This is a genomic window from Streptomyces sp. H39-C1, assembly GCF_027158125.1.
GTDB lineage: Bacteria > Actinomycetota > Actinomycetes > Streptomycetales > Streptomycetaceae > Actinacidiphila > Actinacidiphila fildesensis.
The window spans coordinates 1-12060 of the sequence record NZ_JAPVLS010000153.1 but is presented as its reverse complement, the minus strand read 5'-3'; the positions used below and the strand labels follow the sequence as shown (position 1 = coordinate 12060).

12 protein-coding genes are annotated in these 12060 nt (G+C 71.6%); 9 read left to right on the top strand and 3 right to left on the bottom strand.

Features of this window, described 5'->3' with window-relative positions:
* Positions 1 to 248 precede the first annotated feature (248 nt).
* Entirely contained in the window at positions 249 to 1058 is an 810-nt protein-coding gene (locus O3W51_RS45545; protein WP_138354156.1) for a hypothetical protein, read from the bottom strand.
* Positions 1059 to 1180: 122 nt separating this feature from the next.
* Here O3W51_RS45545 and O3W51_RS45540 point away from each other — a divergent pair, with 122 nt between their 5' ends.
* The 6 genes from O3W51_RS45540 to O3W51_RS45515 all read left to right on the top strand — a co-directional run bounded on the left by O3W51_RS45540 (position 1181) and on the right by O3W51_RS45515 (position 7334).
* On the top strand, positions 1181 to 2149 hold the full coding sequence (locus O3W51_RS45540; RefSeq protein ID WP_138354134.1) for a Ppx/GppA phosphatase family protein: 969 nt from the start codon (positions 1181 to 1183) through the stop codon (positions 2147 to 2149).
* Between the two features lie 109 nt (positions 2150 to 2258).
* Positions 2259 to 3071, top strand: coding sequence for a sugar phosphate isomerase/epimerase family protein (locus O3W51_RS45535; protein WP_138354157.1), 813 nt, complete (start codon positions 2259 to 2261; stop codon positions 3069 to 3071).
* Positions 3068 to 3757, top strand: coding sequence for a TetR/AcrR family transcriptional regulator (locus O3W51_RS45530; RefSeq protein ID WP_138354135.1), 690 nt, complete (start codon positions 3068 to 3070; stop codon positions 3755 to 3757). The genes O3W51_RS45535 and O3W51_RS45530 overlap by 4 nt, the downstream gene beginning before the upstream one ends.
* 210 nt (positions 3758 to 3967) lie before the next feature.
* A complete protein-coding gene (ilvD, locus tag O3W51_RS45525) occupies positions 3968 to 5809 on the top strand; it encodes a dihydroxy-acid dehydratase (protein ID WP_138354136.1) in 1842 nt (613 codons plus the stop codon).
* A gap of 150 nt (positions 5810 to 5959) precedes the next feature.
* Positions 5960 to 6508, top strand: a complete 549-nt coding sequence (locus tag O3W51_RS45520) for a hypothetical protein (protein WP_138354137.1) — start codon at positions 5960 to 5962, stop codon at positions 6506 to 6508.
* Between the two features lie 67 nt (positions 6509 to 6575).
* Positions 6576 to 7334: a class I SAM-dependent methyltransferase gene (locus O3W51_RS45515; RefSeq protein WP_138354138.1), complete on the top strand. Its 759-nt coding sequence runs from the start codon at positions 6576 to 6578 to the stop codon at positions 7332 to 7334.
* Positions 7335 to 7407: 73 nt separating this feature from the next.
* Here the strand turns inward: O3W51_RS45515 and O3W51_RS45510 are convergent, their stop codons facing one another.
* The gene (locus O3W51_RS45510) at positions 7408 to 7869 is read right to left on the bottom strand and encodes a hypothetical protein (RefSeq protein WP_138354139.1); all 462 of its coding nucleotides are present in this window, start codon (positions 7867 to 7869) and stop codon (positions 7408 to 7410) included.
* 174 nt (positions 7870 to 8043) lie between these two features.
* Here O3W51_RS45510 and O3W51_RS45505 point away from each other — a divergent pair, with 174 nt between their 5' ends.
* From O3W51_RS45505 to proC, 3 genes are all read left to right on the top strand, one after another.
* Positions 8044 to 8844: an ABC transporter ATP-binding protein gene (locus O3W51_RS45505; protein ID WP_138354140.1), complete on the top strand. Its 801-nt coding sequence runs from the start codon at positions 8044 to 8046 to the stop codon at positions 8842 to 8844.
* Positions 8841 to 9680 carry an ABC transporter permease gene (locus tag O3W51_RS45500; RefSeq protein ID WP_138354141.1) on the top strand — a complete coding sequence of 280 codons (840 nt, stop codon included), beginning with the start codon at positions 8841 to 8843 and terminating at the stop codon, positions 9678 to 9680. Before O3W51_RS45505 ends, O3W51_RS45500 begins: the two co-directional genes overlap by 4 nt.
* A gap of 174 nt (positions 9681 to 9854) precedes the next feature.
* A complete protein-coding gene (gene proC, locus O3W51_RS45495; RefSeq protein WP_138354142.1) occupies positions 9855 to 10664 on the top strand; it encodes a pyrroline-5-carboxylate reductase in 810 nt (269 codons plus the stop codon).
* 57 nt (positions 10665 to 10721) lie between these two features.
* Here proC and trpS read toward each other — a convergent pair whose 3' ends face one another.
* Positions 10722 to 11711: a tryptophan--tRNA ligase gene (trpS, locus tag O3W51_RS45490; protein ID WP_269289766.1), complete on the bottom strand. Its 990-nt coding sequence runs from the start codon at positions 11709 to 11711 to the stop codon at positions 10722 to 10724.
* Between the last annotated feature and the right edge of the window lie 349 nt (positions 11712 to 12060).

Genomic DNA, 12060 nt, shown 5'->3' with positions numbered 1-12060 from the left:
CACCCACCCCAACCCCGAGCGAGTCGTCCTCAGCCCCACCGGCGGCCTGAGCGGCGGGACCACGGGCGGTGTGAGCACGGCGCGGGTGCGGTGACGCGAGGGGGCCGGGGGCCGCAGGGGTGGGTTTCGAAATGCTGCCGAGCTATTTGTGGGCCGCCAGGCCCTAAATAGTCGATTTCGAAACCCACCCCGGAGGACCCGGCCCCCGACCCCACAACGAACCGCCCGCTCAGATCCGCCGGAAGGGTCTACGCCGGGTCCGCCGGATGCGGCGCCATCGGCAACAACGCCGCCAGCCGAGCCTCACAGAGCTCCACCAACCGCCCGTACCCCGCCACACCCATCAACTCCGTCAGCTCCGGCCGGTACGACACATACACCGGATCCCCCGCCCCATGCGCCGACGTAGCACTCGTGCACCACCAATGCAGGTCATGCCCACCCGGCCCCCACCCCCTCCGGTCGTACTCCGCGATCGAGACGACCAGCACCCGCGTCTCGTCCGGCCGGTCCACCCAGTCGTACGTACGCCGGATCGGCAGCTGCCAGCACACGTCCGGCTTGGTCTCCAGCGGCTCCTTGCCCTCCCGCAGCGCGAGGGCGTGCAGCGCGCAGCCCTGCCCGCCGGCGAAACCGGCCCGGTTGCTGAAGATGCAGGCGCCGTCGACGACGCGGGTCTGGCGTTCACCGTCCTCGTTGACCATGGCCCAGGCGCCGGCCTTCTTCGTGCCGAGGTCGTGGAACTGCCACGTCTCGGGGGTGAGCCGGGCGGCGTGGCCGGCGACGCGCTGTTCGTCCTCCTCGTCGGAGAAGTGCGCGCCCAGCGAGCAGCATCCGTCGGCGGCCCGGCCGGCGACGATGCCCTGGCAGCCCTGGCCGAAGATGCACGTCCAGCGGGAGGTGAGCCAGGTGAGGTCGCAACGGAACAGCTGCTCGTCGTCGGCCGGGTCGGGGAACTCGACCCAGGCGCGGGCGAAGTCCGGACCGACCTCGTCGGGCACGGAGGCGGGTACGGACCGCTGCTGGGACTTTTTCGACTGCTTGAGCTTCTTTGCCACGTTCTTCGCCACGCCGCCAGGGTAGATCGCCGGGAGCCCGGACAACGTCTGTGGCGGTCCCCACGCCATCTGTGGCGGCCCCCGCACCATCTGCGGCGCGGATGGGCGCTAGCGTCTGTCCCATGCGACTCGGAGTGCTCGACGTGGGTTCCAACACCGTTCACCTACTGGTGATGGACGCGCACCCGGGCGCGCGCCCGCTGCCCGCCTACTCCCACAAGGCGGAGTTGCGGCTGGCGGAACTGCTCGACGACCGGGGTGCGATCAGCCTGGAGGGCGTCGACCGGCTGGTCGCGACCCTCTCGCAGGCGCTGCGGGTCGCGGAGGACAAGGGCGCCGAGGACGTGCTGGCGTTCGCCACCTCGGCGGTCCGGGAGGCGGCCAACGGTGAGGCGGTGCTCGCGCGGGTCGCCGCCGAGAGCGGTGTGACGCTCACGGTGCTGTCCGGCGAGGACGAGGCCCGGCTGACGTTCCTCGCGGTGCGCCGCTGGTTCGGCTGGTCGGCGGGCCGGCTGCTGGTTCTGGACATCGGCGGCGGTTCCCTCGAAGTCGGCTACGGCATGGACGAGGACCCGGACGCGGCGGTCTCGCTGCCGCTCGGCGCGGGCCGGCTGACCAGCACCTGGCTGCCCGGCGACCCGCCCGCCACCGATGACGTGCGCGCGCTGCGCAAGCACGTGCGGGCCGAGATCGCCCGGACGGTCGCGGAGTTCTCCCGGCTCGGCCGCCCCGACCACGCGGTGGGCACGTCGAAGACGTTCAAGCAGCTCGCACGGATCGCGGGCGCCGCCCGCAGCGCCGACGGCGTGTACACCCAGCGGTCGCTGACCCGCAGGTCACTGGAGGAGTGGGTGCCCCGGCTGACGACCATGCGGCGGGCCGAGCGCGCGCAGCTGCCGGGGGTCTCCGAGGGCCGCGCGGGCCAGCTGCTGGCGGGGGCGCTGGTGGCGGAGGCGGCGATGGACCTCTTCGGGGTCGCGGAGCTGGAGATCTGTCCGTGGGCGCTGCGTGAAGGGGTGATTCTCCGCAAACTCGACCTTATGGGGAATGAGCGCGGTTCGATGTTGACCGTGTCACGTCGGCGCAGATGAGAGTGCCGTTCGGCTGACCCGTCGCCGTACGCTGTCTCCCGTGGCTGAACGAGCGGACCCAAAGGCGTACGCGGACCGGCAGGCGTACGGCGTTCCCGCGCCCGGACATGTGGTCCGGGTGCCGGACGCGAAGGTCGCGCTGTCCACGGCCTCGGTCTATCCGGAGTCCACGGCGACGGCCTTCGAGATCGCCGCCCGGCTCGGTTACGACGGCGTCGAGGTCATGGTGTGGACCGATCCGGTCAGCCAGGACATAGAGGCGCTGCGCCGGCTCTCGGACTATCACCACGTCCCGATCCTCGCCGTGCACGCGCCGTGCCTGCTGATCACCCAGCGGGTGTGGTCCACCGACCCGTGGATCAAGCTCCAGCGGGCACGCGCGGCGGCCGAGACGCTGGGCGCGTCGACCGTCGTCGTGCATCCGCCCTTTCGGTGGCAGCGCAACTACGCGCGCGATTTCGTCCGGGGGATCTGGCGGATGGCGGACGAGACCGATGTCCGCTTCGCCGTCGAGAACATGTACCCGTGGCGGTACCGCGACCGCGAGATGCTCGCGTACGCGCCCGACTGGGACGTCACCAAGGACGACTACCGGCACTTCACGGTGGACCTCTCGCATGCCTCCACGTCCCGCAGCGCGGCCCTGGACATGGTCGACCGGATGGGTGACCGGCTCGCGCACGTCCATCTCGCCGACGGCAACGGCTCGGCCAAGGACGAGCACCTGGTGCCGGGCCGTGGCGGTCAGCCCTGCGCCGAACTGCTGGAACGGCTCGCGCTGAGCGGGTTCACCGGTCATGTGGTCGTCGAGGTCAACACGCGGCGGGCGATGTCCGCCGCCGAACGTGAGGCCGATCTCGCCGAGGCGCTGGCCTTCACCCGGCTCCATCTGGCCACGGCGGCCAGGGTCCCCGGCGCGTGACGGCGCGGGCGAAGGGTGAGCCGCCGGCCGGGCAGGACCACGTCTCCGAAGCCGGATCGCAAGCCGCACCGAAGGGTGGGCCGAAGGGCGAGCCCCGTCGTCGTGGGCGTCCCAGCGGGACGCGCGCCGGGGCGACCGACTCGCGGGACCGCATCCTGGTCGCGGCCCGCGCCGAGTTCTCCGCGCGCGGCTACGACAAGACGTCGGTCCGTTCGATCGCGAAGGCGGCCGAGGTGGACCCGGCGCTGGTGCACCATTATTTCGGCACCAAGGAGCAGGTCTTCGCGGCGGCGATCGAGACGTCCTTCGAGCCCGCGCTGAACGTGCCCGACGTGGTGGGGCAGGGCCCCGACGGCATCGGTGAGCGGCTCTCCCGCTACTTCCTCGGCGTCTGGGAGAACCCGGCGACCCGTGGCCCGCTGCTGGCCGTCGTCCGGTCCGCGCTGACGCACGAGACGGCGGCGGCCGTCCTGCGCGGGTTCCTGCTGCGCATGCTGCTGGAGCGCATCGCGGAGGATCTGCGGGTGCCGGATCCGAAGCTGCGGGCCGAGCTGGCCGCCTCGCAGATGGTCGGGATCGCGATCCTGCGCTACGTGATCAAGGTGGAGCCGCTGGCCTCGGCCGATGTCGAGGACATCGTCGCGCTGGTGGCGCCTACGCTGCAGCGTTACCTGACCGAAGGGTGACGCCGACCGAGGCGTGAGGCCGACCGAGGCGTGACGCCTCCCGAGGCGTGACGCCTCCCGAGGGTGACCCTGGCCGGAGCCTCGGCCCCGCCTGGGAGGTGACCGGGATATGACCCGTTCGTCCCGCATTCCGGACAGGCTGTCCAGAGCGTGGAACCACGGCGTACTGTCGGAAGGATCCGAGGACGAACTTGAGGGAGTGGAGCTACCGTGCCCGATCTGAGGTCACGAACGGTCACCCACGGCAGGAACATGGCGGGGGCCCGCGCTCTGATGCGCGCTTCCGGTGTGGCGAGCGCCGACATCGGCAAGCCGATCATCGCGGTCGCCAACAGCTTCACCGAGTTCGTACCGGGCCACACCCATCTTCAGCCGGTCGGCCGGATCGTCTCCGAGGCGATCCTGGCGGCGGGCGCCGTCCCGCGTGAGTTCAACACCATCGCGGTCGACGACGGCATCGCGATGGGCCACGGCGGCATGCTCTACTCGCTGCCCTCGCGCGACCTGATCGCCGACTCCGTCGAGTACATGGTCGAGGCGCACTGCGCGGACGCGCTGATCTGCATCTCGAACTGCGACAAGATCACGCCCGGCATGCTGATGGCCGCCCTGCGCCTCAACATCCCGGTCGTCTTCGTCTCCGGCGGTCCGATGGAGGCCGGCAAGGCCACCCTCGTCGACGGCACCGTCCGCAAGCTCGACCTCGTCAACGCGATCTCCGACGCGGTCAACGAGAACGTCTCGGACGAGGACATCCTCCGTATCGAGGAGAACGCCTGCCCGACCTGTGGCTCGTGTTCCGGCATGTTCACCGCCAACTCGATGAACTGCCTCGCCGAGGCGATCGGTCTGGCGCTGCCCGGCAACGGTTCGGTGCTGGCCACCCACACCGCCCGCAAGGCGCTCTACCAGGACGCCGGCCGCACGATCGTCGACATCACCAAGCGCTACTACGAGCAGAACGACGAGACCGTCCTGCCGCGCAACATCGCGACCCGCGCCGCCTTCGAGAACGCCGTGGCGCTCGACATCGCCATGGGCGGCTCGACCAACACGATCCTGCACCTGATGGCGGCCGCGCAGGAGGCCGAGGTCGACTTCGACATGGCGGACATCGACGCGCTCTCGCGCCGGCTGCCCTGTCTGTCGAAGGTCGCGCCCAACGGCGACTACTACATGGAGGACGTGCACCGGGCCGGCGGCATCCCCGCCATCCTCGGCGAGCTGTACCGCGCGGGCCTGCTGAACGAGGACGTGCACACCGTGCACTCGCCCTCGCTCGCCGACTGGCTCAAGAGCTGGGACATCCGCGGCGGCTCCGCGTCGCCCGAGGCCGTCGAGCTCTTCCACGCCGCCCCCGGCTGCGTCCGCTCCGCGTCCGCCTTCTCGCAGTCCGAGCGCTGGGACACCCTCGACACGGACGCCGCCAACGGCTGCATCCGCGACGCCGCGCACGCCTACTCCACCGAGGGCGGCCTGGCGATCCTGTACGGCAACCTCGCCGTGGACGGCTGCGTCGTGAAGACCGCCGGTGTCGACGAGTCGATCTGGACCTTCGAGGGCCCCGCCGTCGTGGTGGAGTCCCAGGAGGCCGCCGTCGACGCGATCCTCACCAAGCGCGTCAAGGAGGGCGACGTCGTCGTCATCCGCTACGAGGGCCCCAAGGGCGGCCCCGGCATGCAGGAGATGCTCTACCCGACCTCGTTCCTCAAGGGCCGCGGTCTGGGCAAGGCGTGCGCGCTCATCACCGACGGCCGCTTCTCCGGCGGCACCTCGGGGCTGTCGATCGGCCACTGCTCGCCGGAAGCGGCGTCGGGCGGCACCATCGCCCTCGTCGAGGACGGCGACCTGATCCGTATCGACATCCCGAACCGCGGCGTCAACCTCATCGTCCCCGACGAGGAACTCGCCGCCCGCCGCGAGGCGTTGGGCGGCGTCTACGCCCCCAAGAACCGCGTGCGCAAGGTCTCGCCGGCCCTGCGCGCCTACGCCGCGATGGTGACCAGCGCGGACAAGGGCGCGGTCCGCGACGTCAGCAAGCTCGAAGGCTGAAAGCGGGCCTGAGCAAGGCCCTGAGCGCTTCCGCTGCCCCGACCGGTCGATCATCCCGACCGGGCGGGGCAGCGGTGCGTCCGGGGGCAGTTTTTCCGATACGTCCCTTTGTGGTCCCCGGAGGCCGTGTCGTTCGGCGATAATCGAACCGTGGACGACGACCCCCAGACCCAGCCGACCGACCAGCCGGAACCCGCGGCCTCCGACGGCCCCCAGCCCGAGCCCCTGCGTTTCTTCGGCACGACCTGGGTGCACCACGACGGCGGCTACGCCCTGCGCCGCGCCGGCGTCGCCGTCGGCGCGCTGGCCGCCGCCGCTGCCGGTGCGTTCGTGCTGCGCTTCGGCTTCCAGGGTCTGAGCATCGCGAAGGTCGGCACCTTCGTCGGGCTGCTCGTCGTCGTCGCGTTCGCCGTCTGCAGCGCGCTGGCCTTCCGCAAGACCTGGGAGGGCTTCGTCCGCCGCCCCGAGCCCGGCGCCAGGGGTTCCGACGCGGCAGCGGGCTCCTCACAGGGCATTCTGCTGATCGGTTTCATCGGCACGCTGCTCGCCTACAGTGTCCGCGCCCTCATCGAGGCCCCCGGCGAGAAACTGCACCGCGCCGAATACGAGCGCGCCCGCGAACTGCACACCCGGCGCCGCAGCACCCGCACCGGCAACCCGGCCGCCCGCGCCGCCGCCAAGAAGCGCAAGCGCGGCTAGGTACGGGCAGGCGGCACGTTCGGTTGATCCACCGGCGAGCGGTCCCCGGCCTCGGCAGAATGTTCGTATGACGTCGTCGTCGCACACCGAACTGGCCAGGTCGTTCAACGCGGTCGCGGCCGAGTACGCGGCCGCCCGCCCCAGCTATCCGCCCGCGCTGTTCGACGCCGTGGAGGAACTCTCCGGCCGGTCGCTGACGGATGCCACGGTCATCGACGTGGGCGCGGGCACCGGCATCGGCACTCGTCTGCTGGCAGCGCGCGGAGCGCGCGTCACCGCGGTGGAGCCCGGCGCCGGCATGGCCGCGCAGCTCCGGGCCACGCTGCCGGCCGTTCCGCTCGTCAGGGCCGACGGCAACGCGCTGCCCTTCGCGGACGGCGCCGCCGACTTCGTGACGTACGCCCAGGCGTGGCACTGGACCGAACCGGCCCGCTCGGTCCCCGAGGCGCTGCGCGTGCTGCGCCCGGACGGCGCGCTGGCCATGTGGTGGAACGTTCCCGACCTGAGCCACGGCTGGGTGGCCGACCAGGAAGCGCGACTCGCCGAACGCTGCCCGGGCTACCGGGCGCCCGGCTTCCCGCACACCGCCTCCGGCCTGCTCGCGCCCTTCGCGGTCCGCACCGGGACGCACTCCGTCCGCTGGTCGCGCCGGATCACCGTGGACGACCGGCTCCGGACCCTCGGCACCCACTCGTTCCTCGCCGTGCTGGGTGCGGAAGCGGAGCCGGTCCTGCGCGAGGAGCGGGAGGAGCTGCTCGCGCTGTTCCCCGACGGCGTGCTCGACGAGCCGTACGTCACGGACGTGACGGTGGCCCTCCGGGCCTGAGCCCTCAGGCCGTACGTCACGGTGGCCCTCCGGGCCTGAGCCCTCGCCAGGTCATGGCCCAGGTCGTGTCTTCCTAGCTGCGGCGCGAGGCCGCCACCGCGCCGACCGAACCCACGACAGCGGCCACGATCGCGCCGCGCCACAGGCCGTCCCACAGGCTGCCGAAGAAGCCCTCGCTGCTCAGGATCTGCCGCATCACGAAGTCGGAGACGAAGAGCAGCCCGGCCGGCACCACCGCCACCTGCCAGGGATGCGCGCGCGCCCAGCGGCGAATCCGGCGGTCGGCCTTGGCGCTGGTGCCGAGCACCGCGCCGGCCCCGCCGACGAGGAAGAAGAGCATCAGGGCGACGGACAGCGCACTCACGACCATGCCGAGTCCGAAGTCACCCCCGATGGCATGGAGCGCGAGCGAGACTCCGCCGCCCAGCGCTCCCACGGCCGCGGCGGGCCGCCAGGGCCCGAGCGTCGCCGAGGCCACGGCCAACTGCCGCTTCTCGGACCTGGTCACATCGATGTCGCGGGATGAACGCCTCATACCGCCACAGTCCTGCGGCCGCCTCTTGAACGCCATAGGGGATGACCCTGAGCAGACCCGGACCGACCCGACCCCTGTCCCCATGAGCGCCGGCGCCCGACGAGCGGACGCCGGTGCTCGACGAGCTCCCGCCGGGCGCTTGACGAGGACCCGCCGGCGGAGGATATTCATCACATGATGAATAAATTTGAACCGGCGGTACGGGCCGACGGACTGACCGTCGTCCGCGGCAGCCGTACCGTCCTGAACAGCCTCGGGTTCACCGTCCCGCGCGGTCAGGTCACCGGTCTGCTGGGCCCCAGCGGCTGCGGAAAATCCACCCTCATGCGCGCGATCGTGGGCACCCAGGCGCACGTCACCGGCACTCTCGACGTCCTGGGCCGCGCCGCCGGCCACCCCCGGCTCCGCTCCCGCGTCGGCTACGTCACCCAGGCGCCGTCCGTCTACACCGACCTCACCGCCCGCCAGAACCTCGACTACTACGCGTCCGTCCTCGGCCTGACCCGCGCCGCCCGCCGCGAGCACGTGGACCGCGCCCTCACCGACGTCGACCTCGTCTCCCACGCCGACGCACTCGCCGGAAACCTCTCCGGCGGCCAGCGCGGCCGGGTCTCCCTCGCGGTCGCCCTGCTCGGCGAACCCGAACTCCTCGTCCTCGACGAACCCACCGTCGGCCTCGACCCCGTCCTGCGCCGCGACCTGTGGAACCTCTTCCACCGGCTCGCCGACGAGCGCGGCGCCACCGTCCTGATCTCCTCGCACGTCATGGACGAGGCGGAACGCTGCCATCGCCTGCTCCTCATGCGTGAGGGCGGCATCCTCGCCGACGACACCCCCGACGGGCTGCGCGAGTCCACCGGCTCCGCCACCGTCGAGGAGGCCTTCCTCCACCTCGTGGACGCGGCCAACGCCGGCTCCGACCACCGCACGAACGTCGTCACCCTCCCCGACACCCGCCAGGAGCAGGCCAAATGAACGCGCACCCGTCGCCCGCCGGCACCCTCCCCCGAACTCCGTCCGGGGGGACCCCCAAGGACCCTTCCGAGGCAACGTCCGAGCGGGCTCCCCGCGCCTTCTCTCTCCTGCGCACCCTCGCCACCGCCCGCCGGGTCCTGCGCCAGCTCGGCCACGACCGCCGCACCATCGCCCTGATGCTGGTCGTCCCCTGCCTGCTGCTCGCGGTCCTGAGCTGGGTCTACGACGGCAAGCAGCACACCTTCGACCAGGTCGGAGCATCGCTCCTCGGCATCTTCCCGCTCATCCTGATGTTCCTGGTCACCTCGATCGCGACCCTCCGCGAACGCACCTCCGGCACGCTGGAGCGGCTGCTGTCCATGCCGCTGGGCAAGGCCGACCTGCTCGGCGGCTACGCCCTCGCCTTCGGCGGCGTCGCCGTCGTCCAGGCGTGCCTCGCCACCGGGCTCGCCGTCTGGGGGCTGGGCCTGGACGTCGTCGGCTCGCCCTGGCTGCTCCTCGTCATCGCCCTCGCCGACGCGTTCCTGGGCATCGCCCTCGGCCTCTTCGTCAGCGCGTTCGCGGCCAGCGAGTTCCAGGCCGTCCAGTTCATGCCGGCCGTGCTCCTCCCGCAGCTGCTGATGTGCGGACTCCTCGTCCCGCGCGACACCATGCAGCCGGTGCTCGCCGCCGTCTCCGACGTGCTCCCCATGTCGTACGCGGTCGACGGCATGACGCAGGTCGTCCAGCACACCGGAGTCACCGGCGACTTCGTCCGCGACCTGGCCGTCGTCGCGGCGTGCGCCCTCGTGGCCCTGGCCCTGGGAGCAGCCACCCTCCGCCGCCGCACGGCCTGACGCCGGTCCGCGCGGTCCGACGCCGGGCTGCGCGGTCTGACGCCCGCCGCCCGGCCCGACGCCCGCCGCCCGGCCCGACGCGCCCCGTACCGGCAGTTGGACCGAAAAGCCGCGGGTGGCGCACGTGGTGCGAGGATGGCCGCGAAAGCCCCCGTACCGCTCGAAGGTGACGCCATGACCCAGAAAGTCGCCGTACTCGGCACCGGCAAGATCGGTGAGGCCCTCCTCTCCGGCATGATCCGGGCCGGCTGGTCGCCCGACGACCTGCTCGTCACCGCGCGGCGCCCGGAGCGGGCGGAGGAGCTGCGGACCCGGTACGGCGTCGAGGCCGTCAGCAACGCGGAGGCGGCGAAGGCCGCCGACACCCTCATCCTCGCCGCGAAGCCGCAGGACATGGGTGCCCTCCTCGACGAGCTGGCGCCGCACGTCGCCGCCGACCGCCTCGTCATCAGCGCCGCCGCCGGCATCCCGACCGCGTTCTTCGAGGAGCGGCTGACGGAGGGCCTCGCGGTCGTCCGCGTCATGCCGAACACCCCGGTGCTGGTCGACGAGGGCATGTCCGTCATCTCCGCGGGCAGCCACGCCACCGAGGCGCACCTCGTCCGCACCGAGGACATCTTCAAGCCGGTCGGCAAGACGCTGCGCGTCCCCGAGAAGCATCAGGACGCCGCCACCGCGCTGTCCGGCTCGGGCCCCGCGTACTTCTACTACCTGGTCGAGGCGATGACCGACGCCGGCATCCTCCTCGGCCTGCCGCGCGCCCAGGCGCACGACCTGATCGTCCAGTCGGCGATCGGCGCGGCCGTGATGCTGCGCGACAGCGGCGAGCACCCGGTGAAGCTCCGTGAGGCGGTGACCTCACCGGCCGGCACCACCATCAGCGCTATCCGGGAGCTGGAGAACCACGGGGTGCGGGCCGCGCTGATCGCCGCCCTCGAAGCGGCCCGCGACCGCAGCCGCGAGCTGGCTTCCGGCAACGGCTGAGGGCAGCGGACTCCCAGAGCTTCGAAGGGGCGGGCCACCTGAGCCCGCCCCTTCCTCTCACAGCAGCCCGATCGCCCGGTACGCGGCGTCCACCGTCGGCCGCGCGAGGGTGCGCGCCCGCTCGGCGCCGTCGCGCAGCACCTCGTCGAGAAAGCCGGGATCGGCGCAGAGCGCGGCATGGCGTTCCTGCAACGGCCGCAGGAGTTCGACGACCGCCTCCGCCACGTCCTTCTTCACCGAGCCGTACGAGTCGTACCCCGCGGCCAGCTCCGCCGGCTCGCCGCCGGTGCAGGCGGCCAGGATCTCCAGCAGGTTCGCGAGCCCCGGCTGTTCCACCCGGTCGTACTCGACGTCGGACCCGCTGTCCGTCACCGCCCGCATGACCTTCTTGCGGATCACCGCCGGCTCGTCGAGCAGGGAGATGACCCCGGTCGTCGCGCTCGCGGACTTGCTCATCTTGGAAGCCGGCTCCTGCAGATCCATCACCCGCGCGGCCACCGGCGGGACCACGGCACGGGGCACGGTGAACGTGTGCCCGTACCGCTGGTTGAAACGGACCGCCAGATCACGGGACAGCTCGACGTGCTGCGCCTGATCGTCGCCGACCGGCACCTCGTCGGTCCGGTACGCCAGGATGTCCGCCGCCATCAGCACCGGATAGGTGAGCAGGGAGACCCGCACCGACTGTTGTTTCGCGGATTTCTCCTTGTACTGGATCATGCGCCGCAGCTCGCCGTCCGTGGCGGTGCATTCCAGTACGTACGACAGCCGGGTGTGCTCGTCGACGTGGCTCTGCACGAATACCGTGCACACCTTCGGGTTGAGACCGGCTGCCAGCAGGAGTGTCGCCGTCTGCCGTGTCAGCCGTCGCAGCCGGGCCGGTTCGTGCTCGACGGTGAGGGCGTGCAGGTCGACGATGCTGAACAGGGCGTCTTCCTGGTGCGGGCTCTGGTGCTGGTCGACCGAGACCCACCGCTGGATGGCCCCCAGGTAGTTCCCCAGGGTGAGGTGCCCCGACGGTGTCACTCCGCTGAAGATCCGCGTCATCTCAGAGACTTCTTCCTTGTCGTGGCCGCCGCGGTCGCCGGCCGGGCGTCAAGGTCGAGATACGCGAACGGCCGCCGAAGCGGCGGCCGTTGGGTGCATGCGCTGCAGGGGTCGGCCGCCTTCAGGCGGCCCACCAGAGCTGGGTGTGCGCATGCGTCGTCATGGGGCTCAGGATACCCCCGGGTGGTGTCCTTGGCACGGAGTTGACGAAGGGGGGTCGCGTGCGTAGTGTTCTCCGAGTTGCCCGCCGGTGAACGCCGACGCGAGTCGGTCCCGAGGCAGCCACTCCAGATGACAACCATTCGAACGAACGACGCTCTGTCGTCTTGTTTTCGTGCGCGTTTTCGGA